At 74.0% G+C, this 21,792-nt stretch carries 33 protein-coding genes and 2 pseudogenes; 3 read left to right on the top strand and 32 right to left on the bottom strand.

Annotated features, from left to right (window positions below; all coding sequences use genetic code 11):
* Window positions 1-128: 128 nt before the first annotated feature.
* Together AC5FZL_RS07040 and glmS are read right to left on the bottom strand one after the other, a co-directional pair.
* Window positions 129-485, bottom strand: a complete 357-nt coding sequence (locus AC5FZL_RS07040; protein WP_493617855.1) for a holo-ACP synthase — start codon at window positions 483-485, stop codon at window positions 129-131.
* Window positions 486-740: 255 nt separating this feature from the next.
* Window positions 741-2,609 (bottom strand): glutamine--fructose-6-phosphate transaminase (isomerizing), encoded by a 1,869-nt coding sequence (gene glmS / locus AC5FZL_RS07035; RefSeq protein WP_493617854.1) that lies wholly within the window; start codon window positions 2,607-2,609, stop codon window positions 741-743.
* 84 nt (window positions 2,610-2,693) lie between these two features.
* Here glmS and coaA point away from each other — a divergent pair, with 84 nt between their 5' ends.
* The 3 genes from coaA to AC5FZL_RS07020 are packed head-to-tail and all read left to right on the top strand — an operon-like array spanning window position 2,694 to window position 4,509.
* Window positions 2,694-3,695: a type I pantothenate kinase gene (gene coaA, locus AC5FZL_RS07030; RefSeq protein WP_493617853.1), complete on the top strand. Its 1,002-nt coding sequence runs from the start codon at window positions 2,694-2,696 to the stop codon at window positions 3,693-3,695.
* Window positions 3,692-4,126, top strand: a complete 435-nt coding sequence (locus tag AC5FZL_RS07025) for a fluoride efflux transporter FluC (protein ID WP_493617852.1) — start codon at window positions 3,692-3,694, stop codon at window positions 4,124-4,126. The genes coaA and AC5FZL_RS07025 overlap by 4 nt, the downstream gene beginning before the upstream one ends.
* Window positions 4,123-4,509: a fluoride efflux transporter FluC gene (locus tag AC5FZL_RS07020; RefSeq protein WP_493617851.1), complete on the top strand. Its 387-nt coding sequence runs from the start codon at window positions 4,123-4,125 to the stop codon at window positions 4,507-4,509. Before AC5FZL_RS07025 ends, AC5FZL_RS07020 begins: the two co-directional genes overlap by 4 nt.
* Here AC5FZL_RS07020 and AC5FZL_RS07015 read toward each other — a convergent pair.
* The 30 genes and pseudogenes from AC5FZL_RS07015 to rplP all read right to left on the bottom strand — a co-directional run bounded on the left by AC5FZL_RS07015 (window position 4,469) and on the right by rplP (window position 21,746).
* The gene (locus AC5FZL_RS07015) at window positions 4,469-5,563 is read right to left on the bottom strand and encodes a GNAT family N-acetyltransferase (protein ID WP_493617850.1); all 1,095 of its coding nucleotides are present in this window, start codon (window positions 5,561-5,563) and stop codon (window positions 4,469-4,471) included. The genes AC5FZL_RS07020 and AC5FZL_RS07015 overlap by 41 nt on opposite strands.
* 68 nt (window positions 5,564-5,631) lie before the next feature.
* A pseudogene (locus AC5FZL_RS07010) lies at window positions 5,632-5,841 on the bottom strand (DUF389 domain-containing protein); the annotation flags it as partial.
* A gap of 5 nt (window positions 5,842-5,846) precedes the next feature.
* Window positions 5,847-6,032 carry a hypothetical protein gene (locus AC5FZL_RS07005; RefSeq protein ID WP_493617849.1) on the bottom strand — a complete coding sequence of 62 codons (186 nt, stop codon included), beginning with the start codon at window positions 6,030-6,032 and terminating at the stop codon, window positions 5,847-5,849.
* Between the two features lie 21 nt (window positions 6,033-6,053).
* The gene (gene glmM / locus AC5FZL_RS07000) at window positions 6,054-7,400 is read right to left on the bottom strand and encodes a phosphoglucosamine mutase (RefSeq protein WP_493617848.1); all 1,347 of its coding nucleotides are present in this window, start codon (window positions 7,398-7,400) and stop codon (window positions 6,054-6,056) included.
* Between the two features lie 23 nt (window positions 7,401-7,423).
* Complete coding sequence (gene rpsI / locus AC5FZL_RS06995; RefSeq protein WP_493617847.1) at window positions 7,424-7,933, bottom strand: 30S ribosomal protein S9; 510 nt, start codon at window positions 7,931-7,933, stop codon at window positions 7,424-7,426.
* An 8-nt stretch (window positions 7,934-7,941) separates the two neighbouring features.
* The gene (gene rplM, locus AC5FZL_RS06990) at window positions 7,942-8,385 is read right to left on the bottom strand and encodes a 50S ribosomal protein L13 (protein ID WP_493617846.1); all 444 of its coding nucleotides are present in this window, start codon (window positions 8,383-8,385) and stop codon (window positions 7,942-7,944) included.
* Window positions 8,386-8,594: 209 nt separating this feature from the next.
* Window positions 8,595-9,008 carry a DUF5709 domain-containing protein gene (locus AC5FZL_RS06985; RefSeq protein WP_493617856.1) on the bottom strand — a complete coding sequence of 138 codons (414 nt, stop codon included), beginning with the start codon at window positions 9,006-9,008 and terminating at the stop codon, window positions 8,595-8,597.
* 144 nt (window positions 9,009-9,152) lie between these two features.
* Window positions 9,153-9,989 (bottom strand): annotated as a pseudogene (gene truA, locus AC5FZL_RS06980) (tRNA pseudouridine(38-40) synthase TruA); the annotation flags it as partial.
* A gap of 53 nt (window positions 9,990-10,042) precedes the next feature.
* Window positions 10,043-10,639, bottom strand: coding sequence for a 50S ribosomal protein L17 (rplQ, locus tag AC5FZL_RS06975; RefSeq protein ID WP_493617845.1), 597 nt, complete (start codon window positions 10,637-10,639; stop codon window positions 10,043-10,045).
* Between the two features lie 59 nt (window positions 10,640-10,698).
* Window positions 10,699-11,715 (bottom strand): DNA-directed RNA polymerase subunit alpha, encoded by a 1,017-nt coding sequence (locus AC5FZL_RS06970; RefSeq protein WP_493617844.1) that lies wholly within the window; start codon window positions 11,713-11,715, stop codon window positions 10,699-10,701.
* A 131-nt stretch (window positions 11,716-11,846) separates the two neighbouring features.
* Complete coding sequence (gene rpsK, locus AC5FZL_RS06965; RefSeq protein WP_493617843.1) at window positions 11,847-12,260, bottom strand: 30S ribosomal protein S11; 414 nt, start codon at window positions 12,258-12,260, stop codon at window positions 11,847-11,849.
* A gap of 73 nt (window positions 12,261-12,333) precedes the next feature.
* Complete coding sequence (rpsM, locus tag AC5FZL_RS06960; RefSeq protein ID WP_493617842.1) at window positions 12,334-12,711, bottom strand: 30S ribosomal protein S13; 378 nt, start codon at window positions 12,709-12,711, stop codon at window positions 12,334-12,336.
* A gap of 170 nt (window positions 12,712-12,881) precedes the next feature.
* Window positions 12,882-12,995, bottom strand: coding sequence for a 50S ribosomal protein L36 (gene rpmJ, locus AC5FZL_RS06955; RefSeq protein WP_009740505.1), 114 nt, complete (start codon window positions 12,993-12,995; stop codon window positions 12,882-12,884).
* Window positions 12,996-13,035: 40 nt separating this feature from the next.
* On the bottom strand, window positions 13,036-13,257 hold the full coding sequence (gene infA, locus AC5FZL_RS06950; protein WP_493617841.1) for a translation initiation factor IF-1: 222 nt from the start codon (window positions 13,255-13,257) through the stop codon (window positions 13,036-13,038).
* A gap of 222 nt (window positions 13,258-13,479) precedes the next feature.
* Window positions 13,480-14,301, bottom strand: a complete 822-nt coding sequence (gene map, locus AC5FZL_RS06945) for a type I methionyl aminopeptidase (protein WP_493617840.1) — start codon at window positions 14,299-14,301, stop codon at window positions 13,480-13,482.
* Between the two features lie 7 nt (window positions 14,302-14,308).
* On the bottom strand, window positions 14,309-14,887 hold the full coding sequence (locus tag AC5FZL_RS06940; protein WP_493617839.1) for an adenylate kinase: 579 nt from the start codon (window positions 14,885-14,887) through the stop codon (window positions 14,309-14,311).
* Window positions 14,884-16,197 (bottom strand): preprotein translocase subunit SecY, encoded by a 1,314-nt coding sequence (gene secY / locus AC5FZL_RS06935; protein WP_493617838.1) that lies wholly within the window; start codon window positions 16,195-16,197, stop codon window positions 14,884-14,886. Before secY ends, AC5FZL_RS06940 begins: the two co-directional genes overlap by 4 nt.
* Before the next feature lie 190 nt (window positions 16,198-16,387).
* Window positions 16,388-16,864 carry a 50S ribosomal protein L15 gene (rplO, locus tag AC5FZL_RS06930; RefSeq protein ID WP_493617837.1) on the bottom strand — a complete coding sequence of 159 codons (477 nt, stop codon included), beginning with the start codon at window positions 16,862-16,864 and terminating at the stop codon, window positions 16,388-16,390.
* A 2-nt stretch (window positions 16,865-16,866) separates the two neighbouring features.
* A complete protein-coding gene (rpmD, locus tag AC5FZL_RS06925) occupies window positions 16,867-17,049 on the bottom strand; it encodes a 50S ribosomal protein L30 (protein ID WP_493617836.1) in 183 nt (60 codons plus the stop codon).
* Window positions 17,049-17,699, bottom strand: a complete 651-nt coding sequence (gene rpsE / locus AC5FZL_RS06920) for a 30S ribosomal protein S5 (protein WP_493617835.1) — start codon at window positions 17,697-17,699, stop codon at window positions 17,049-17,051. Before rpsE ends, rpmD begins: the two co-directional genes overlap by 1 nt.
* 52 nt (window positions 17,700-17,751) lie before the next feature.
* A complete protein-coding gene (rplR, locus tag AC5FZL_RS06915) occupies window positions 17,752-18,147 on the bottom strand; it encodes a 50S ribosomal protein L18 (RefSeq protein WP_493617834.1) in 396 nt (131 codons plus the stop codon).
* Window positions 18,148-18,149: 2 nt separating this feature from the next.
* Window positions 18,150-18,689, bottom strand: a complete 540-nt coding sequence (gene rplF, locus AC5FZL_RS06910; RefSeq protein ID WP_493617833.1) for a 50S ribosomal protein L6 — start codon at window positions 18,687-18,689, stop codon at window positions 18,150-18,152.
* A 10-nt stretch (window positions 18,690-18,699) separates the two neighbouring features.
* The gene (gene rpsH / locus AC5FZL_RS06905; protein WP_493617832.1) at window positions 18,700-19,098 is read right to left on the bottom strand and encodes a 30S ribosomal protein S8; all 399 of its coding nucleotides are present in this window, start codon (window positions 19,096-19,098) and stop codon (window positions 18,700-18,702) included.
* Window positions 19,099-19,201: 103 nt separating this feature from the next.
* Window positions 19,202-19,387, bottom strand: coding sequence for a type Z 30S ribosomal protein S14 (locus AC5FZL_RS06900; protein ID WP_493617831.1), 186 nt, complete (start codon window positions 19,385-19,387; stop codon window positions 19,202-19,204).
* A gap of 1 nt (window position 19,388) precedes the next feature.
* Window positions 19,389-19,991 carry a 50S ribosomal protein L5 gene (rplE, locus tag AC5FZL_RS06895; RefSeq protein WP_493617830.1) on the bottom strand — a complete coding sequence of 201 codons (603 nt, stop codon included), beginning with the start codon at window positions 19,989-19,991 and terminating at the stop codon, window positions 19,389-19,391.
* Window positions 19,988-20,356, bottom strand: a complete 369-nt coding sequence (gene rplX, locus AC5FZL_RS06890; RefSeq protein ID WP_493617829.1) for a 50S ribosomal protein L24 — start codon at window positions 20,354-20,356, stop codon at window positions 19,988-19,990. Before rplX ends, rplE begins: the two co-directional genes overlap by 4 nt.
* 2 nt (window positions 20,357-20,358) lie before the next feature.
* Window positions 20,359-20,727 (bottom strand): 50S ribosomal protein L14, encoded by a 369-nt coding sequence (gene rplN, locus AC5FZL_RS06885; RefSeq protein ID WP_493617828.1) that lies wholly within the window; start codon window positions 20,725-20,727, stop codon window positions 20,359-20,361.
* A 64-nt stretch (window positions 20,728-20,791) separates the two neighbouring features.
* Window positions 20,792-21,097 carry a 30S ribosomal protein S17 gene (gene rpsQ, locus AC5FZL_RS06880; RefSeq protein ID WP_493617827.1) on the bottom strand — a complete coding sequence of 102 codons (306 nt, stop codon included), beginning with the start codon at window positions 21,095-21,097 and terminating at the stop codon, window positions 20,792-20,794.
* Window positions 21,094-21,327 carry a 50S ribosomal protein L29 gene (gene rpmC / locus AC5FZL_RS06875; RefSeq protein WP_493617826.1) on the bottom strand — a complete coding sequence of 78 codons (234 nt, stop codon included), beginning with the start codon at window positions 21,325-21,327 and terminating at the stop codon, window positions 21,094-21,096. Before rpmC ends, rpsQ begins: the two co-directional genes overlap by 4 nt.
* Complete coding sequence (gene rplP, locus AC5FZL_RS06870; protein WP_493617825.1) at window positions 21,327-21,746, bottom strand: 50S ribosomal protein L16; 420 nt, start codon at window positions 21,744-21,746, stop codon at window positions 21,327-21,329. The genes rpmC and rplP overlap by 1 nt, the downstream gene beginning before the upstream one ends.
* Window positions 21,747-21,792 lie beyond the last annotated feature (46 nt).

Below are 21,792 nucleotides of genomic sequence, written 5' to 3'. Positions count from 1 at the left end.
GGCGCGCCCGCCGAGCTCGCGCACGACCGCAGCGGCCAGGGCGCCCGCGGCGCGCAGCATCAGCTCGTCCAGGCCGGCCGTCGCGGCGCGCTCGGCCCGGCGCACGGCGTCGGCCCGGTGGGCGCGGATCACGAGGAGGCCTCGGCCACCACGACCGCGGAGGCGATGCCGGCGTCGTGGGACAGCGAGACGTGCAGGGACACCACGCCCAGCTCGGCGGCGCGCGCGGCCACCGTGCCGGTGACCTCCAGGCGCGGCTGCCCCGACGGCTCCCGGCGCACGCTGGCGTCGCGCCAGCGGAGGTTCCCGGGAGCGCCCAGGGCCTTGGCGAGGGCCTCCTTCGCGGCGAAGCGCGCGGCGAGGGAGGCGGGCCCGAGCCCGCGCTCGTGCTCGGCGAACAGCCGGTCGGCCAGGGCCGGCGTCCGCTCGAGGGTCGCCGAGAAGCGGGCGACGTCGACCACGTCGATGCCCACCCCCACGATCACCGGGTGCTCCTGCTGCGTCCGAGCGCGCTCACGGCGCCCATCCTGCCGCTCTGCGGCGCGGGGGCTCAGACCGGCCTGGAGGAGCGCACGGACAGGCCGGCCAGGGCGGTCGCCGAGGCCCGGCGCAGGTGCCCCCGGGTCGTGCGCTGCACGTGCGGAGCGGGGGTCGTGTTCGGACCATCGCCCCGCGGGGGGACGATCCGCCTCACCTCGCCCGGCGTGGCGCCGCCGGCTTCTCGCCCGGGAGCGCCCGCCTCACTCCACGGTGACGGACTTCGCCAGGTTGCGCGGCTGGTCGACGTCGAGGCCCTTGGCGCTGGCGACCTCCATGGCGAAGATCTGCAGCGGCACCACGGTCACCAGCGGGGCCATGAGCGTGGGCACCGCCGGCACCCGGATGACGACGTCCGCCGAGCCGAGCACCGCGTCGTCGCCGTCCTCGGCGATGACGATGGTGCGCGCCCCGCGGGCCCGCACCTCCTGGGCGTTGGAGACCACCTTGGCGTGCAGGGAGTCGCGGCTGCCCGGGGAGGGCACGACGACGAACACCGGCTGCCCCTCCTCGACCAGGGCGATCGGGCCGTGCTTGAGCTCGCCGGCGGCGAAGCCCTCGGCGTGCAGGTAGGCCAGCTCCTTGAGCTTGAGCGCGCCCTCGAGCGCCACCGGGTAGCCGACGTGGCGGCCCAGGAAGAGCACCGAGCGCGAGTCGGCGAGCTCGCGGGCGAGCTTGCGCACCTGCTCGGAGCGGTCGAGCACCGTCTGCACCGCCTCCGGCATGGCGGTGAGCTGCGCCATGATCCGGCGGACCTCGTCGGCGAAGAGGTTGCCGCGCAGCTGCGCGAGGTAGAGGCCCAGCAGGTAGCAGGCCGTGATCTGGGCCAGGAACGCCTTGGTGGAGGCCACGGCGACCTCGGGGCCGGCGTGGGTGTACAGCGCGGCATCGGACTCGCGCGGGATGGTCGAGCCCTGGGTGTTGCAGATCGCGAGCACCTTCGCGCCCTGGTCGCGCGCGTGGCGCACGGCCATGACGACGTCCATCGTCTCCCCCGACTGGGAGATCGCCACGACCAGCGTGCGCTCGGTGAGCACCGGGTCGCGGTAGCGGAACTCGTGGGCGAGCTCGACCTCGACCGGGATGCGGCACCAGTGCTCGATGGCGTACTTGGCCACGTGCCCGGCGTAGGCGGCGGTGCCGCAGGCGATGACGATGATCTTGTCGGTGCGGCGCAGGACCGCCTCGTCCATGTGCAGCTCGTCGAGCACCAGCGCACCGGACGCGTCGGTCCGCCCGCGCAGGGTGTCGGCCACGGCCCGCGGCTGCTCGTGGATCTCCTTGTCCATGAACCAGTCGTAGCCGCCCTTCTCGGCGGCCGCGGCGTCCCAGTCCACGGTGAAGGCGCGGGCCTGCGCGGGGGCGCCGTCGAAGGTGGTCACCACGACGTCGTCGGCGGTGATCTGCACGACCTGGTCCTGGCCGAGCTCGAGGGCGTCGCGGGTGTGCGCGATGAACGCCGCGACGTCGGAGCCGAGGTAGTTGGCGCCGTCCCCGACGCCGACGACGAGCGGGGAGTTGCGGCGGGCGCCGACCACGGTGCCGGGGGCGTCGGCGTGCACGGCGAGCAGCGTGAACGCGCCCTCCAGCTGGCGGCAGACCACGCGCATCGCCTCGGCGAGGTCGCCGACCTCGGCGTGGGCGCGGCCCAGCAGGTGCGCGGCCACCTCGGTGTCGGTCTGGCTGGTGAACTGCACGCCCTCGTCGGCCAGGGCGGCCTTGAGGACGGCGTAGTTCTCGATGATGCCGTTGTGGATGACGGCCAGGCGGCCGTCCTCGCTGACGTGCGGGTGGGCGTTGGCGTCGGTCGGCCCCCCGTGGGTGGCCCACCGGGTGTGGCCGATCGCGGTCCCGCTGGCCGGCAGCGGGGAGTCGTCCAGCGCCTCCACGAGGCGGGCCAGGCGGCCGGCGGCCTTGGCGGTGGCGAGCTCGCCGTCGACCACGACCGCGACGCCCGCGGAGTCGTAGCCGCGGTACTCCAGGCGCCGCAGCCCCTCCATCACCACGGGCAGCCCGCCCGTGGCGCGCCCTCCGACGGGGAGAGGACCGGCGTAACCGACGATGCCGCACATGTCCACGAGACTAGCCGCGGCGCGGCGCGTCGTGGGGCGGTCACTGGATCGGAGCAGCGCCCCCACCCGGCATCATGGTCGTCCGTGCCCACCTCCGCGCCGCACGGGACGCCGGCCCCGGCGGGGCCTCGGACCGCTCCCTCGCCCTGGGTCGACCTGGACCGGGCCGCCTGGAGCCGCCTGGCCGCCTCCACCCCGCTGCCGCTGACCGCCGCGGACGTCGACCGCGTGCGCGGCCTCGGCGAGCGGGTGGACCTGGCCGAGGTCGAGCAGGTCTACCTGCCGCTGTCCCGCCTGCTCAACCTCTACGCGGCCGGCGTCCAGCGCCTGCACGCGGTGACCTCCACCTTCCTCGGGGAGTCCGGCGGGGCCGCGGGGGCCGCGCCCCGCACCCCCTTCGTCATCGGCGTCGCGGGGTCGGTGGCGGTCGGCAAGTCGACCACCGCGCGGCTGCTGCGCGAGCTGCTGTCGCGCTGGCCCGACACCCCGCGGGTCGAGCTGCTCACCACCGACGGCTTCCTGCTGCCCAACGCCGAGCTGGAGCGCCGCGGCCTGCTGCAGCGCAAGGGCTTCCCCGAGTCCTACGACCAGCGGGCGCTCATGCGCTTCGTCTCGGCGGTGAAGTCGGGCGCTCCGGAGGTGCGGGCGCCGCTGTACTCCCACCTCAGCTACGACATCGTCCCGGGCGCCGAGATCGTCGTGCGCCGCCCCGACGTCCTCGTCGTGGAGGGGCTCAACGTGCTGCAGCCGGCCCGCACCCGCGGGGACGGGCGCCAGGGCCTGGCCGTGAGCGACTTCTTCGACGTCTCGGTCTACGTCGACGCCCGCACCGAGGACATCCGCCGCTGGTACGTCGACCGCTTCCTGCGGCTGCGCGAGACGGCGTTCAGCCGCCCGGAGTCCTACTTCCACCGCTACGCCGCCCTCTCCGACGACGAGGCGGTCGAGCGCGCGACGACGATCTGGCACCAGATCAACGAGCCGAACCTCGTCGAGAACGTCATGCCCACGCGCGGCCGCGCCACGATCGTGCTGCGCAAGGGCTCCGACCACGCGGTATCGCGCGTGCGGCTGCGCAAGCTGTGAGCCCCCGCCTGCACGGGCACCCGGGCCTGCTCGCGCTCGTCGCGGCCGGCGGGCTGGTCGGCGCGCCGCTGCGCGCCCTGGTGGACCAGGCGCTGACGCGGCCCGGGGCGGTGTGGCCCACCGGCACGCTGGTCGTCAACCTGTCGGGGGCCCTGGCACTGGGTGCGCTTCTCGAGGCCCTCGTGCGCCTGGGCCCGGACGCCGGCTGGCGGCGCGCCGCGCGCCTGGGCCTGGGCACGGGGCTGCTGGGGGCGTTCACCACCTACAGCGCCCTGGTGCACCAGGTGCTGGACCTGCTGCGCGACGGGCGCCCCGCCACCGCGCTCGGCTACGCCGCCGCGAGCGTGGCCGGCGGCCTGCTCGCCGCGGCCGCCGGGATCGCGCTCGGGGCGCGCGTGCGGCGACGGCGCGCGCCGGAGGAGGCTGCGTGAGCGCCGTCGAGGTCCTGCTCGTGGCCGTGGGCGGCGCCCTCGGCGCCGTCGCGCGCTTCGCCGTCGACAGCGAGGTCGGCCACCGCCTGCGCCGGCGCCCGCTGGTGCCCCCCGGCACGCTGCTGGTCAACGCCGTCGGCTCCTTCGCCCTCGGCGTGCTGGCGGCACTGGCGCCCGACGGCGCGGCGCCGGGCTGGCTGCTCTTCGCCGGCACCGGGGTGTGCGGGGGCTTCACCACGTTCAGCACCGCCAGCCTCGAGGCGGTCCGGATGGCGGTGGCGCAGCGCTGGGGCGCCGCGGCGGCCACCGCCGCGGCCCACCTGGTCGTGGGGCTGCTCGCCGTCAGCGCGGGTGCGGCGCTGGTCGCGGTGCTGCGGGACTGACCCCCAGCGCGGCGAGGACGGCGGCGACGCTGCCCTCGCGCTCCTCCAGCAGCTCCGCCGGGGCGAAGCCGAGCGCCTCGTTGACGGCGATCATCGGGGCGTTGCTCGCGGCGTTCCAGGTGGTGGCCGTGCGGGCGTCCGGCCAGCGCCGGGCGGCCTCGGCCGCCGTGGCGACCTTGAGGACCAGCCCCAGGCGCCGGCCGCGGTGCTCGCGCAGCACGAGGGTGTCCCACTGGAACAGCCGCTCCGGCGCCCACCGGGTGCGCGCCAGCTGGGTGTAGCCGGCCCAGGCGCCGTCGGGTGCCACGGCGACCGCGGTGACCCACTCGCGCCCCTGCGCGCTGGAGCGGCCCTCGTGGTCGGCGACCCGCGCCGCGTCCCAGACCTCCGGCTCCAGGGACAGCTCGCCGTTCGGCGCGTCGGTGGACATGCGCGCCATGAGCCCGGCCATCGCCGCGCGGTCCGCCGCCGGGGTGGGGCCGAGCCAGGTGAGCACCCGGTAGCCGGGGGCGGCGGCCGCCGCGCGGGCTCCGAGCTCGGCCAGCACCGCCCCGGGGACGGGGAGCGCGAGGTCGCGCCGGACGTCGACCAGCACGGGGCGCAGGCCGACGCGGTCGGCGAGCACCGCACCGGGCGGCACCGCGTCGGCGCCGGAGCCGGCCAGGGGGCGGAAGACCTCTGCGTGCAGCGTGGTCCGGCCCCGGGCGGCTGCCGCCTCCGTCGCCGCGCGCAGCAGGGCGGCACCGGTGCCCCGCCCGCGGCGGCGCGGAGGCACGGCCACGAGCACGTGCGCGACGTGGGTGTTGTCGTGGGAGGGCAGCACGAGCTGCGCGCCCCCGACCACGGCGCCGCCCCGCACGGCGGCCAGCACGACGCTGGTGCGGTCGGCGGAGCCGCGCGCGAGGCCGGCCAGCACCTCCTGGGGGTGGCGGGCGAGCCCGGGGGTGCGGCCCGCGGACTCCCCCGCGTGCACGGCGTCGGCCCAGGCGGCGCCCCAGCGCTCCAGCCACTCCGGCAGGCCCGGCGCGTCGCTGGCAGCGGTGACGATCTCCACGCCGGCCACCCAACCCCGGCGCCCGCGGCCGGGCAACGGGTTTTCAGGCCGCCGGCGAGCAGGATGCCGAGCAGGTCCAGCAGCAGCTGCTCCACGGAGGTCCACGCCTGGTCGAGCAGCTCCGAGCGGGAGGCACCCGGTCCGGGGCTGACGGCGCAGGAGAGGGCGACGGCGGCGTTGCTGGCCGCGGGGATGGTGGTCACCGAGACGAGCACCCCGACGACCGCTCCGGGCTTCGCGGCGGTCAGCGTGAGCATCCCGGCGTCGACGAGCCCCAGCGCGGTCAGCTGCTACGTCGAGACGACCGTGGCGGCCACCCCCACGGGAAGCCGACGAGCACGAGGTCTCCCACAGGGCTCCTGCTCGCGCCGGGCAGCACCACGAGGTTGGTGCAGGCCGCGTGCCCCTCGAGGGTGCCCAGCACCGCGGGCTGGAGGTCGGGCGGCGTGATGATGCGCAGGTGGAGCACGCGAGGACCCTAGGTCCGCGGCTACAGCGCCAGGCGCTCCGCGACGACGGCGGCGAGCCGCTCGGCGACCGCCTGGGCCTGCTCGGCGCCCGGCGCCTCGACCATGACCCGCACGAGGGGCTCCGTGCCCGAGGGGCGCAGCAGCACCCGCCCGGTGGTGCCGAGCTCGGCCTCGGCGTCGGCCACGGCGGCCCGGACCGCGTCGTCGGACCCGGCGCGGGCCTTGTCCACGCCCGGCACGTTGATCATCACCTGCGGGAGCCGCTGGACGACCGCGGCGACCTCCGCCAGCGGGCGCCCCAGCTCGGCCACCCGGGCCAGCAGGTGCAGGGCGGTCAGGACGCCGTCCCCGGTGGTCTGGTGGTCGAGCATCACCACGTGCCCGGACTGCTCGCCGCCGAGGGTGAAGCCGCCCTCGCGCATGGCCTCGAGCACGTAGCGGTCCCCGACGGCCGTCTGCAGCACCTCGATGCCGGCCTCGCGCATCGCCAGGAGGAGGCCGAGGTTGCTCATCACGGTGGCCACGAGCGTGTCGCCGGCGAGCTGGCCTCGTTCGCGCAGCGCCAGGGCGAGCACACCCATCGCCTGGTCGCCGTCGACGACCTCACCGGTGGCGTCGATGGCGAGGCAGCGGTCGGCGTCGCCGTCGAAGGCGACCCCCGCGTCGGCGCCGGCGGCCAGGACCGCCTCGCGCAGCGGGCCGAGGTGCGTGGACCCGACCCCGTCGTTGGTGTTCAGGCCGTTCGGCTCGGCGCCCAGGACGACGACGTCCGCGCCGGCCCGGCGCAGCGCCTCGGGGCCCACGTGCCAGGCCGCGCCGTGGGCGCAGTCCACGACCACGCGCAGCCCGTCGAGGCGGTGCGGGAGGGTGGAGAGCAGGTGCTCGACGTAGCGCTCGCTGGCGTCCGGGTCGGGGCGGACCCGGCCGACGTCGGCGCCGGTGGGCCGCTGCCAGGGCTCGCGCAGGCGGGCCTCGATAGCGTCCTCGAGGGCGTCGGGCAGCTTGTGCCCGCCGCGGGCGAAGAACTTGATGCCGTTGTCGGGCACCGGGTTGTGCGAGGCCGAGAGCACGACGCCGAGGTCGGCGCCCGTGGCCGCGACCACGTGGGCGATGCCGGGGGTCGGCAGCACGCCGACGTCCTCGACGTCCACCCCGGCGCTGGCCAGACCGGCCAGGACCGCGGCGGAGAGGAACTCGCCCGAGGCGCGGGGGTCCCGGCCGACCACCGCCCGAGGGCGGTGGTCGGCGAAGACCCCGGCGTCGCCGAGCACGTGCGCCGCCGCGACCGACAGGTCCAGAGCCAGCTCGGCCGTGACGTCGACGTTCGCGAGGCCGCGGACGCCGTCCGTGCCGAAGAGGCGACCCACCGCGGTGCGCTCGGGCGTCCGGCTCAGCGCTTGCTGTACTGGGGAGCCTTGCGGGCCTTCTTGAGACCGGCCTTCTTGCGCTCCTTGACCCGCGCGTCGCGGGTGAGGAAGCCGGCCTTCTTCAGGGAGGCGCGGTTGGCCTCCTCGTCGAGGGCGTTGAGCGAGCGGGCGATGCCCAGGCGCAGCGCGCCGGCCTGGCCCGAGATGCCGCCGCCGTCGATGCGGGCGATGACGTCGAAGCGGCCCTCGACCTCGGTCACGCGGAAGGGCTCGTTCACCAGCTGCTGGTGCACCTTGTTCGGGAAGTACCCGTCGAGGTCGCGGCCGTTGATCGACCACTGGCCGGTGCCGGGCACGATGCGCACGCGCGCCACGGCCTCCTTGCGGCGGCCGGTCGCGCGGGACGGCGCGGTGATGCTGGAGCCGCCGCTCGCGCTGGCCGGGGTGCTGGTGCTGTAGGTGCTGGGGGCGTCGTCCTCGGCGCTGTCGTCAGCGCTGTCGAGGACGGCGTCGGTAGAGGTGTCGGTGCTCAACGGATCTCCTACTGCGCGACCTGGGTGAGGGTGTACGGCACGGGGCGCTGGGCCGCGTGCGGGTGCTCCGGGCCGGTGTAGACCTTGAGCTTCCGCAGCACGTCCCGGCCGAGGCTGTTCTTCGGGATCATGCCGCGGATCGCCTTCTCGACGGCCTTGTCGGGGCGACGCCCCAGCAGGTCCGTGTAGCGCTCCGACTTCAGGCCGCCCGGGAAGCCGGAGTGGCGGTAGGCCAGCTTCTTCTCCGCCTTGCCGCCCGTGAGGACGACCTTGTCGGCGTTGATGATGATGACGAAGTCACCGGTGTCGACGTGGGGGGCGAAGACGGGCTTGTGCTTGCCCCGCAGCAGCTGGGCGGCCTGGCTCGCCAGCCGACCCAGGACGACGTCGGTGGCGTCGATGATGAGCCAGCTGCGCTCGACCTCGTCGGGCTTGGGGGTGTACGTGCGCACGCTCGGACCTTCACTGTCGTCGACTGGCTGTCAGAACCTGGTGTGCCGATGGCCGGAGATTCTCTACGGCCGCAGGGCACGACAGCCACGAGAGTACCTGCGCGAGGCAGGTGCGGTCAAAGCCGGGGGCCCGCGGCCGGCGTCGGGCGCGTGCGGCCCACCGGCGGGGCCGGGGGCACCGGCCCCCGGCCCACCCCGGTGACGACGGCTCAGAAGCCGTCGTCGCCCTCCTCGGGGACGATGTGCATCGCGGCCTCCTCGGCCGAGGACTGCGCGCCGTCGAGGCCCACGTCGGTGGCCACGGCGCTCTTCTCCGTGTCGGTGCCGGCGCCCTGGTCGGGCTCCACGAGCCGACCGGCGCGCGCGTAGCCGACCTCGTCGTCGAGCAGCTCTCCGTCGTCGGCCTGGTCGGCCGGCGTGTCGGGGCTGTCGGCGCCCAGGGCGCCGCCGGACCCGACGGCCACGTCGGGCTCCTCCTGGCGCAGCCGGTCGTCGATCGTCTCGCGGGTGAGCTCCTCCTCGGCGGTGAGGCCGTGCTGGAAGAGGTGGCTGGGCCTCTCCACGGTCGTGGCGCCGCGGTCCCACTCGGCGTTCCACACCCGGTCGTCCTGCTGGTCCTGCATCTCCAGGACGCCGTCGTGGTCCTGCGGCTCGGCGGCCACCGTGGTGGTCTCGAGCTCGTCGTCGGTGGCGCGCGGGTCGAAGCGCTCTGCGTCGGTCTGGCGGGGCGTCTCGGTCATGCTCCGACCCTGCCACTGTCCGGACGGCGCGTCGCGCCGGGAGCGGGCCTGCGCCACCCGGTCGGCCAGGGCCGCCACCGGCGGGTAGTCGACCCGCTCCAGGACCAGCCCGTGCGGCGGCACGACCTGGACGGCGCCGTCGCGCGCGGCCGCGGAGAGCACCCGCCGCGGCCAGTCGGCGTCCCGGCGCCCCTGGCCGACGGCGAGCACGGCCCCCACGAGCGCGCGCACCATGGAGTGGCAGAAGGCGTCGGCGACGACGGTGCCCACGACGAGGCCGTCCGGGTGCCGGGACCACCGGTGCTCCAGCAGCGTGCGCACCGTCGTCGCGCCGGCGCGCGGGCGGCAGTAGGCGGCGAAGTCGTGCAGGCCCAGCAGCAGGGCGGCGGCGCGGTCCATGGCGGCGACGTCGAGCCCGCCGGACGGCGCGCGCACGCCCAGCACGTCGTGGCGGCGCAGCGGGGGCACGCCCGCCGGGTCGTCGCACAGCCGGTAGGCGTAGGTGCGGCGCAGCGCCGCGAAGCGGGCGTCGAAGCCCGGCGGGGCCACCGCGGCGGAGCGCACCACGACGTCGGGGGCCAGGACGCCGCGCAGGCGCGCGACCAGCGCCTCGCCGGGCCCGCGGTCCGAGCGGCCCGGGAGCGCGCTCCAGGAGGCCTCGGGCACGTCGAGGTGGCACACCTGGCCGGTCGCGTGCACCCCGGCGTCGGTGCGCCCCGCGACCACGAGGGCCGGTGGCGCCGGCAGCCTCATCACCCGGGCCAGCGCGGCCTCCAGGTCGCCCTGCACCGTGCGCAGGCCCGGCTGCCGCGCCCAGCCGGCGAAGCCGGTGCCGTCGTAGCCGAGGTCGAGGCGGACGCGCACGAGCCCGCCACCCCCAGCAGGGGGTGGCGGGCTCGTGCGGGGAGCGGCCTGGCTCAGGCCTTCTCCTCCGTGGTGGTGTCCGCAGGAGCGTCCGCCGCGACGTCCGCCGCGGTGGCGCCGGCCTGCTCGTCGACCGAGGCCTCGGCCTCGGTGACGACGGCGTCGGTGCCGGCCGGCTCGACGGCCTCCGCCGCCGGAGCGGCGGGGGTGGCCGCCGGGGCGTCCGTGTTGCCGCGGGCGGCGCGGCCGGTGGCGGCCTCCGCCTCGCGGACGGTCGCGGCGCGGGCAGTCAGCGGCTCCATCACGAGCTCGATGACCGCCATGGGGGCGTTGTCGCCCTTGCGCGGACCGATCTTCGTGATGCGGGTGTAGCCGCCCTGGCGCTCGGCCATGACGGGAGCGATCTCGGTGAACAGCTCGTGCACCACGCCCTTGTCCTTGACCGTGCTGAGCACCCGCCGGCGCGCGGCGAGGTCACCGCGCTTGGCGAACGTCACCAGGCGCTCGGCGAGCGGGCGCAGCCGCTTGGCCTTGGCCTCGGTGGTGGTGATGCTGCGGTGCTCGAACAGCGCGGTCGCCAGGTTCGCGAGCATGATCCGCTCGTGCGCCGGGCCACCGCCGAGGCGCGGCCCCTTGGTGGGGGTGGGCATGGAGTGTCTCCTCAGTCGTCAGCGAGGACGGGCCCTCGCCGAGCAGGTGGTCTGGCGGGTCAGTACTGCTCGGTCTCGGCGTACGCCGAGTCGTCGTCGGCGCCGAAGCTGTCGACGGCCGCACCGGGGTCGAACCCGGGGGGGCTGTCCTTGAGCTGCAGGCCCATGCCGGTCAGCTTGACCTTGACCTCGTCGATGGACTTCGCACCGAAGTTGCGGATGTCCATGAGGTCGGCCTCGCTGCGGGCGGTCAGCTCCCCGACGGTGTGGATGCCCTCGCGCTTGAGGCAGTTGTACGAGCGGACCGTGAGCTCGAGCTCCTCGATCGGCAGCGCCAGGTCGGCGGCCATCGCGGCGTCCGTGGGCGAGGGGCCCATGTCGATGCCCTCGGCCTCGACGTTGAGCTCGCGGGCCAGCCCGAACAGCTCCATCAGGGTCTTGCCGGCGCTGGCCATCGCGTCGCGCGGGTGCGTGGAGGGCTTGGTCTCCACGTCCACCACGAGGCGGTCGAAGTCGGTGCGCTGCTCCACGCGGGTGGCCTCGACCTTGTAGGTCACCTTGAGGACCGGGGAGTAGATGGAGTCGACCGGGATGCGCCCGATCTCGGCGTCCCCGCTCTTGTTCTGGTTCGCGGAGACGTAGCCGCGGCCGCGCTCGACGGTCAGCTCGACCTCGAGGCGGGCCGACTCGTTGAGGGTGGCCAGGTGCAGGTCGAGGTTGTGCACCTCGACGCCGGCCGGCGGGGCGATGTCAGCGGCGGTCGCGGTGCCCGGGCCCTGCTTGCGCAGGTACATGACGACCGGCTCGTCGTGCTCGCTGGAGACGACGAGGTTCTTGATGTTGAGGATCAGCTCGGTGACGTCCTCCTTGACCCCCGGCACGGTGGTGAACTCGTGCAGGACGCCGTCGATCCGGATGCTCGTGACCGAGGCGCCCGGGATCGAGGACAGCAGGGTGCGGCGCAGGGAGTTGCCGAGGGTGTAGCCGAAGCCCGGCTCGAGCGGCTCGATGACGAACCGCGAGCGGTGCTCGGTGAGGGTCTCCTCGACCAGGGTGGGGCGCTGTGCGATCAGCACGTCGGTGCCTTCCTGCCGGGGTCCGCCATATGACCCCGGCGCCCCGGGCGGGCTCCGTCTGCCGCCCGGGGTCGTGCTCAGGTGGTGCTGGGTGGTGCTGGGTGGTGCTGGGTGGTGCTGGGTGGTGCGGATCAGACCCGGCGGCGCTTGGGCGGCCGGACGCCGTTGTGCGGCGAGGGGGTGACGTCCTGGATCGAGCCGACCTCCAGGCCGGTGGCCTGCAGCGAGCGGATCGCGGTCTCGCGGCCCGACCCCGGGCCCTTGACGAAGACGTCGACCTTGCGCATGCCGTGCTCCTGGGCGCGGCGCGCAGCGGCCTCGGCGGCCATCTGGGCGGCGAACGGGGTGGACTTGCGCGAGCCCTTGAAGCCGACCTGGCCGGCGGAGGCCCAGGCGATCACAGCGCCGCTCGGGTCGGTGATCGAGACGATCGTGTTGTTGAACGTGCTCTTGATGTGGGCCTGGCCCACGGAGATGTTCTTGCGCTCCTTGCGGCGCGGGCGGCGGGCCGCGGGGCCGCTGGCGTTGCGGGTCTTGGGGGGCATGGCTGGTCTCTTCCTGCAGCGTGGCGGAGTACGAGGGAGGGCGTGCCGGCGCCGGTGCGGCGCCGGCAGCGGGCTACTTGCGCGCCTTCTTCTTGCCGGCGACGGTGCGCTTGGGGCCCTTGCGGGTGCGCGCGTTGGTCTTGGTGCGCTGACCGCGCACCGGCAGCCCGCGGCGGTGCCGCAGGCCCTCGTAGCTGCCGATCTCGACCTTGCGGCGGATGTCGGCGGCCACCTCGCGGCGCAGGTCGCCCTCGACCCGGAAGTTCGCCTCGATGTAGTCGCGCAGCTGCACCAGCGCCGGCTCGTCCAGGTCGCGCACGCGAACGTCGGGGCTGAGCCCGGTCGCGGCGAGGACCTCCTTGGAGCGGGTGCGGCCGACGCCGTAGATGTAGGTGAGCGCGATCTCGAGCCGCTTCTCGCGGGGGAGGTCGACGCCGACGATGCGTGCCATGTGTCGCGTGTCCTTCGGTCACCGGAGGTCTGGAGCAGCCCGTCCCCGCCGGTGGCGGGTCCCCGGCCTCCGGGCCGGGGGTGTCGGCCCTGCCCGCTGGGGGCGGGGCCGTGGACTGCCGCTGGTGCGCTGGTGCAGGTGGTGCGGGCCGTGCGACGTGCGGGGCGGGATCAGCCCTGGCGCTGCTTGTGGCGCAGGTTCTCGCAGATCACCATGACCCGGCCGTGGCGGCGGATCACCTTGCACTTGTCGCAGATCTTCTTGACGCTGGGCTTGACCTTCATCGCTGTTCCTCGCCGTACCGGTGCTCGTGGGTGGGCTGGGTCACTTGTAGCGGTAGACGATGCGCCCGCGGGTGAGGTCGTAGGGGCTGAGCTCCACGACCACCCGGTCCTCGGGGAGGATGCGGATGTAGTGCTGCCGCATCTTCCCGGAGATGTGCGCGAGCACCTTGTGGCCGTTGGAGAGCTCCACCCGGAACATCGCGTTCGGGAGCGCCTCGACCACTGCGCCTTCGATCTCGATGACGCCGTCCTTCTTGGGCATGTCCTCCGCTCACTGACCGACCCGCGAGGGGACGGCCTCCATCTGTGGTGGCGCACGGCGTGCGCCGCGCTCGGGCCCTGCACCGCGCTGGCGCGGCCGCGGGCCCGCCGCAGAGCAGCAGGCGACCGTGACGCACGGGACCGACCACTCAGAGTACGGCACAGGGGTGGCTGCCCCAAATCGCGCCCGCGGGCGTCTGGTCGGGGTGCCGGGGCGCGACGCTCAGTCGAGCGGGGCGACCTCGACGCCGAGCGCGGCCAGGGCGGCCCGCCCGCCGTCCGGGGAGGTGAGCACCCACGGGCCCCGCTCCCCCAGCGCCACGCTGTGCTCCCAGTGGGCCGCGCGGCTGCCGTCACGGGTGACGACCGTCCACTCGTCGTCGAGCACGTCGGTCTCGGGGTCGCCGCGCACCACCATCGGCTCGACCGCCACGCACAGGCCCGGGCGCAGCTTGGGGCCGCGCGGGCCGCGGTGGTTGAGCACCTCCGGCGCCTGGTGCATGGCGGTGCCGATCCCGTGCCCGACGTAGCCCTCGACGATGCCCAGCGCGGGGCCGGGGGCGGCCTCGACGGCGTCCTGCACCGCCGCGCCGACGTCCCCGAGCCGGCCGCCGACCGCCAGGGCCGCGATGCCCGCCCACATGGACCGCTCGGTGGCCTCCACGAGCGCGACGTCCGCGGGGTCGGCGGGGTCGAGCACCGCGGTGACGGCGGCGTCGCCGTGCCAGCCGTCGAGCACCGCGCCGCAGTCGATCGAGACGACGTCACCGGGCGCCAGCACCCGGGGGCCGGGGATGCCGTGCACGACCTCCTCGTTGACCGAGACGCACAGCGACTTGGGGAAGCCGTGGTAGCCGAGGAAGGAGGGGACGGCGCCCGCGGAGCGGATGACGTCCTCGGCCACGGCGTCGAGGTCGTCGGTGGTCAGGCCCGGGCGCACCGCGGCGCGCACGGCGGCCAGGGCGTCGGCGACCACGAGGCCGGCCCGGCGCATGGCGCGCACCTGGTCGGGGGTCTTGAGCTCGATCCGGTCGCGGCCCAGCACGGGTCCCTCAGCCCTCCTGGGCCTGCGCCAGCGCGGCGGTGATGCGCGCCTCGACCTCGTCGACGGGGCCCACGCCGTTGACGCGCACGAGCAGCCCGCGGTCGGCGTAGACGCGCGCCAGCGGCCCGGTCTGCTCGGCGTAGACCTCGAGCCGGCGCCGGATCACCGGCTCGGTGTCGTCGGCGCGCCCCTGCTCCTGCGCGCGGCGCAGGAGGCGGGAGACCACGACGTCCTCGTCGGCGGTGATCTCCAGGACGGCGTCCAGCGCCGTGCCGGCCTCGGCGAGCATGGCGTCCAGCTCCTCGACCTGCGCGGGCGTGCGCGGGTAGCCGTCGAGGAGGAAGCCGGCCGCGGCGTCGGGCTGCGCGAGGCGGTCCGCGACCATGCGGTTGGTGACCTCGTCGGGGACGTACTCCCCGGCGTCCATGTACTTCTGCGCCAGCTGGCCGAGCTCGGTCGCCTCGGCGCGGTTGCGGCGGAAGATGTCTCCGGTGGACACGGCCGGCACGCCGAGGCGAGCGGCCAGGCGCTCGGCCTGCGTGCCCTTGCCGGCGCCGGGCGGGCCGAGGAGGACGAGGCGGGTCATCGGAGGAACCCTTCGTAGTGCCGCTGCTGGAGCTGGGACTCGATCTGCTTGACGGTCTCCAGCCCCACGCCCACGACGATGAGGATGGACGTGCCCCCGAAGGGGAAGTTCTGGTTGGCGCCCACGGCCACCAGCGCGATGAGGGGCACCAGGGCGACCAGGCCCAGGTACAGCGCTCCAGGCAGGGTGATCCGGGTCAGCACGTAGTCCAGGTACTCGGCGGTCGGGCGCCCGGCGCGGATGCCGGGGATGAAGCCGCCCACGCGCTTGATGTTGTCGGCGACCTCGTCAGGGTTGAACGTGATCGCGACGTAGAAGTACGTGAAGAACACGATGAGCAGGAAGTACAGCGTGATGTAGATCGGGTGGTCACCGGAGGCGAAGGTGTTCTGCACCCAGATCGCCCACGGCGCCGTCGGGTCGGCGAACTGCGTCACGAGCGAGGGCAGGTAGAGCAGCGACGAGGCGAAGATGACCGGGATGACGCCGGCCATGTTGACCTTCATCGGGATGTAGGTGCTCGTGCCCCCGTACATCCGCCGGCCGACCATGCGCTTGGCGTACTGCACCGGGACCCGCCGCTGCGACTGCTCGACGAAGACGACGGCCGCGACGATGAGCAGGCCGACGAGGATCACGAGGATCATCGTGCCGAAGCCCCGCTCGGTGCCGATGGCCCAGATCGAGGTCGGGAACTGGGCGGCGATGGACGTGAAGATCAGCAGGGACATGCCGTTGCCGACGCCGCGCTCGGTGATGAGCTCGCCCATCCACATGACCAGGCCGGTGCCGGCGGTCATCGTGAGGACCATGAGCAGCAGGGTGACGACCGAGTCGTCCGGGATGACGTTCGAGCAGGCGGCCGGGGAGCTGCCGCCGCTGCCGAAGAGGTTGCCCGAGCGGGCCACGGCCACGTAGGTCGTCGACTGCAGGACCGCCAGGGCGATCGTCAGGTACCGCGTGTACTGGGTGAGCTTCGCGGTGCCGGACTGGCCCTCCTTGTGCAGGGCCTCGAAGCGGGGGATCACCACGCGCAGCAGCTGGATGATGATGCTCGCGGTGATGTACGGCATGATCCCGAGCGCGAACACCGACAGCTGGAGCAGTGCTCCGCCGCTGAAGAGGTTCACCAGCCCGAGCAGGTCGCTGGAGGTGTCGATCCCGCCCAGGCACTGCTGGACGTTGCGGTAGCTGACGCCGGGCGTCGGCACGAACGACCCGAGCCGGAAGACGGCCATGATCGCCAGCGTGAACAGCAGCTTGCGCCGCAGGTCCGGCGTCCTGAACGCCCGCACGAATGCGCTGAGCACGTGTCCTCCATCGTCCGCCAGCCAGGGCGGCCAGCCTGCACCTCGGGGTCCCGTCGCCGCTCGGGGCGGCGCGGCCGCGGCGGTGCGCGGGTGTCCATGACGCACGACGCGCCCGGGCGAGGTTACCGCCCGGGCGCGCGCACTGGTGGCACGACGGCCCCCGGCAGTGCCGGGGGCCGCGCGCCTGCACTCACAGCCGGGTGGTGGTCCCGCCGGCTGCAGCGATCTTCTGCTCGGCCGAGGCCGAGAACGCGTGAGCGGTCACCTGGACCGCCACGGCGATCTCGCCGCTCCCGAGGACCTTGACCTTCTGGCCGTCGCGGACCGCGCCCGCCGCCACGAGGTCGTCCACCGTGATGTCGCCGCCCTGCGGGAACAGGGAGCCGATCCGCTCCAGGTTCACGACCTGGTACTCGGTGCGGAACGGGTTCGTGAAGCCGCGGAGCTTGGGCAGCCGCATGTGCAGCGGCATCTGCCCGCCCTCGAAGGCCTCGGGCACCTGGTAGCGGGCCTTGGAGCCCTTGGTGCCACGACCGGCGGTCTTGCCCTTGCTGGCCTCACCGCGGCCGACGCGGGTCTTCGCGGTGCGCGCGCCCGGGGCCGGGCGCAGGTGGTGCACCTTGAGCGCGTGGCCCTCGGCCGCGGCGCCCTGCTCGTCGTTCGCCATCGTCAGTCAACCTCCTCGACGGTCACCAGGTGGCGGACCGTCGCGACCATCCCGCGGATCTCGGGACGGTCCTCCTTGGTCACGGTGTGACCGATGCGCTTGAGGCCCAGCGAACGCAGCGTGTCGCGCTGGTTCTGCTTGCCCCCGATCTGGGACTTGACCTGGGTCACCTTGAGCTGCGCCATCACGCACCGACCCCGGCCCGCGCCCGCAGGAGCGCCGCGGGAGCGACGTCCTCGATGGGCAGGCCGCGGCGCGCCGCGACCGCCTCGGGCATCTCGAGGCCGCGCAGCGCCGCCACCGTCGCGTGGACGATGTTGATGGCGTTGCTGGAGCCCAGGGACTTGCTGAGCACGTCGTGGATGCCGGCGCACTCGAGCACCGCGCGCACCGGGCCACCGGCGATGACGCCGGTACCCGGGGAGGCCGGACGCAGCAGGACCACGCCCGCCGCCTCCTCGCCCTGCACGGGGTGGGGGATGGTGCCCTGGATCCGCGGGACGCGGAAGAAGCTCTTCTTGGCCTCCTCGACGCCCTTGGCGATCGCCGCGGGCACCTCCTTGGCCTTGCCGTAGCCGACGCCGAGCGTGCCGTCGCCGTCGCCGACCACCACGAGGGCGGTGAAGCTGAAGCGGCGACCGCCCTTGACGACCTTGGCGACGCGGTTGATGGTCACGACGCGCTCGATGAACTGGCTGCGCTCAGCCGGCTCGTTGCGGCCACCGCTGTTGCGGTCGCGACGGTCGCGGCGGTCGCCGCCGCCGCCACCGGCACCGGTGCCACCGGCACCGCCGGCGGCGGGGCCTCCGCCGCCCCTGCGCTGGGGTCCGGGCATCAGATGGTCCTCTCCTGCGTGCTGTAGGGGTGGTGGGTCGTGGGTCGCGCGGTCACAGGGACAGACCGCCCTCGCGCGCGCCCTCGGCCACCGCGGCCACGCGGCCGTGGTAGCGGTTGCCGCCGCGGTCGAACACGACCGCGTCGATCCCCGCCGCCTTGGCGCGCTCGGCCACCAGCTCGCCGACGAGGCGGGCCTTGGCGGTCTTGTCGCCCTCGTTCGCGCGCAGGTCGGCCTCCATGGTGGACGCCGAGACCAGCGTGCGGCCCAGGGTGTCGTCCACCACCTGGACGAACAGGTGGCGCGTCGAGCGGTTGACCACCAGCCGCGGACGGACCGCGGTGCCGGTGACCTTCTTGCGGACCCGGAGGTGACGGCGCTTGCGCGCGGCGGCGCCGGTCTTGCCGGTGCCCTTGCGGAGCAGAGCGCTCCTGCTGGCCAGTGCCATGCCTACTTGCCCGCCTTCCCGACCTTGCGCCGGACGACCTCGCCGGCGTAGCGCACACCCTTGCCCTTGTACGGGTCGGGCTTGCGCAGCTTGCGGATGTTCGCGGCGACCTCGCCGACCTGCTGCTTGTCGATGCCCTGCACCGAGAAGCGGTTCGGGGCCTCGACCGCGAAGGTGATGCCCTCCGGCGCCGTGATGACGACGGGGTGGCTGAAGCCGAGCGCGAACTCGAGCGCACCCGCCCGGGCCTGCACCCGGTAGCCGGTGCCGACGATCTCCATGCGCTTCTCGTAGCCGGCCGTGACGCCCTGGACCATGTTGGCCAGCAGCGTGCGGGTCAGCCCGTGGAGGGACTTGGAGAGGCGCTCGTCGTCCGGGCGGGTGACCGCCAGGGTGCCGTCCTCGCCGCGGGTGACCGCGATCGGGGCCGGGATGGTGTGCGCGAGGGTGCCCTTGGGGCCCTTCACGGTGACGGCTGCGCCGTCGATGGTGACGTCGACCCCCGCGGGGACGGTCACGGGCAGTCTGCCGATGCGCGACATGCGTCCTCCCCTACCAGACGTAGGCGAGGACTTCCCCGCCCACGCCCTGCTTGGCTGCCTGGCGGTCGGTCAGGAGCCCCGAGGACGTGGACAGGATCGCCACGCCGAGGCCCCCGAGAACGCGGGGCAGGTTCGTCGACTTCGCGTACACGCGCAGCCCTGGCTTGCTCACCCGGCGCAGGCCGGCGATGGAGCGCTCGCGGTTGGGCCCGAACTTCAGGTCCAGCACGAGCTTCTTGCCCACCTCGGCGTCCTCGACGCGCCAGGAGGCGATGTAGCCCTCCGTGCGCAGGATCTCCGCGACGCGGGACTTCAGCTTGCTGTACGGCATGGAGACGTCGTCGTGGTACGCCGAGTTGGCGTTCCGCAGGCGCGTCAGCATGTCCGCGATCGGGTCGGTCATGGTCATCGGGCTCGTCCGCCCTTCCTCGCCGTGGTTTCGCCGGTCCCCGTGGGGATCCGTGGACCTGCGGCGCAGTGGTCCGTGGTGCTGGGTCGGTGGAACCGGGAGGTCACCAGGAGCTCTTGGTGATGCCCGGCAGCTCTCCGGCGTGCGCCATCTCGCGCACGCAGATCCGGCAGAGGCCGAACTTGCGGTACACCGAGTGGGGGCGCCCGCAGCGCTGGCAGCGCGTGTAGGCCCGGACGGCGAACTTCGGCTTGCGAGCCGCCTTGACGATCAGCGAGGTCTTGGCCACGTCAGTTCTCCTTGAACGGGAAGCCGAGCAGCCGCAGCAGCGCGCGGCCCTCGTCGTCGGTGGTGGCCGTGGTCACGACCGTGATGTCCATGCCGCGGACGCGGTCGATCCGGTCCTGGTCGATCTCGTGGAACATCGACTGCTCATCGAGGCCGAAGGTGTAGTTGCCCCGGCCGTCGAACTGCCGCGGGGAGAGCCCGCGGAAGTCGCGGATGCGCGGCAGCGCCAGGGAGACCAGGCGGTCCAGGAACTCCCACATCCGGTCGCCGCGCAGCGTGGTGTGCGCGCCGATCGGCATGCCCTCGCGGAGCTTGAACTGCGCGATGGACTTGCGGGCCCGGGTGACCGTGGGCTTCTGGCCGGTGATGGCCGCGAGGTCGCGGACGGCACCGTCGATCAGCTTCGAGTCGCGCGCGGCCTCGCCGACGCCCATGTTGACGACGACCTTGACCAGGCCGGGCACCTGCATGGGGTTGGCGTAGCCGAACTGCTCGCGCAGCGCCGGAGCGATCTCCGAGCGGTAGCGCGCCTGCAGGCGCGGGGCCACGCGCTCGCTCGCCGCCGTGGTGGGGGTGGCTGCGGTGGCAGCGGTGTCGGTGCTCATGCGATGTCCTCACCCGAGCGCCGGGCGACCCGGACGCGCACGGTGCGCTCCCGGCCGTCACGCTCGACCGTCTCGGTGCGGACCCCCACGCGGGTGGGCCGCTTGGTGCTCGGGTCCACCAGCGCGACGTTGCTGACGTGGATCGGGGCCTCGTGGGTCTCGATCCCGCCGGTGCGGGAGCCCCGCCCGGTGGTGCCCGCCTTGACGTGCTTGGTGATCCGGTTGACGCCCTCCACGAGCACGCGCTGGCGCTCGGGGAAGACCTCGATGACGCGGCCCTGCTTGCCGCGGTCACCGCCGCGGGCCTGGGTGGCGCCGCTGATGACCTGGACCAGGTCGCCCTTCTTGATGCGGAACTTCGCCATGGTCAGAGCACCTCCGGAGCCAGCGAGATGATCTTCATGAACCGCTTGTCGCGGAGCTCGCGACCGACGGGCCCGAAGATGCGGGTGCCGCGCGGGTCGCCGTCGGCACGGAGGATCACCGCGGCGTTCTCGTCGAAGCGGATGTAGGAGCCGTCGGGACGACGGCGCTCCTTGGAGGTGCGGACGATGACCGCCTTGACGACGTCGCCCTTCTTCACGTTGCCGCCCGGGATCGCGTCCTTGACGGTGGCGACGATGACGTCGCCGATGCCGGCGTAGCGGCGCCCGGAGCCGCCGAGCACCCGGATGCAGAGGATCTCCTTCGCACCCGTGTTGTCGGCGACTCTGAGCCGCGACTCCTGCTGGATCACTGCATGTCTCCTGTCGTCACGTCGGTTCTCGTCGTGAGCCTGACGGAACGGATGGGGGGATGGACTACTTGGCCCGCTCGAGGACCTCGACGACGCGCCAGCGCTTGGTGGCTGACAGCGGCCGGGTCTCGGCGATCGAGACGAGGTCGCCGACGCCGGCGACGCCGTTCTCGTCGTGGGCCTTCACCTTGGTGGTGCGGCGCATCACCTTGGCGTACAGCGGGTGCTTCACGCGGTCCTCGACGGCGACGACCACGGTCTTGGTCATCTTGTCGCTCACCACGTACCCGCGGCGGGTCTTGCGCTTGCCCCGGGCCTCGGCGCTCTCGGCGCCGGCGGCCGGGTTGCTGGCGGTGCTCTGCTCGCTCACTGAGCCTCGACCTCCCCGATGCCGAGCTCGCGCTCGCGCATGGTCGTGTAGATCCGGGCGATGTCCCGGCGGACGGCGCGCAGCCGCCCGTGGTTCTCCAGCTGCCCGGTGGCGGACTGGAAGCGGAGGTTGAACAGCTCCTCCTTGGCCTTGCGCAGCTCCTCGACGAGGCGCTCGTCCTCGAACCCGCGCAGCGCCGAGGGCTGCAGGTCCTGCGACCCGATGGCCATCAGGCCTCACTCCCCTCGCGCCGCACGAAGCGGCACTTCATCGGCAGCTTGTGGATGGCCCGGCGCATCGCCTCCTTGGCGATGTCCTCCGGCACCCCGGACAGCTCGAACATGACGCGTCCGGGCTTGACGTTCGCGATCCACCACTCCGGCGAGCCCTTGCCGGAGCCCATGCGGGTCTCGGCGGGCTTCTTCGTCAGCGGGCGGTCCGGGTAGATGTTGATCCAGACCTTGCCGCCGCGCTTGATGTGGCGGGTCATGGCGATGCGGGCGGACTCGATCTGCCGGTTGGTGATGTAACCGTGCTCGAGCGCCTGGATGCCGAAGTCCCCGAAGCTCACCTCGGTGCCACCGGTGGCAGCGCCTCGACGGGTGGGGTGGTGCTGCTTGCGGTGCTTCAGCCGGCGTGGGACCAGCACGGCTCAGCCCTCCGTCGCGGTCTCGGGCGCCGCAGCCTGCTCGGCC

It is taken from the genome of Quadrisphaera sp. DVD1, from assembly GCF_058932755.1.
The sequence above is the reverse complement of the archived record's forward strand: the minus strand, read 5'-3'. Positions and strand labels throughout refer to the sequence as shown.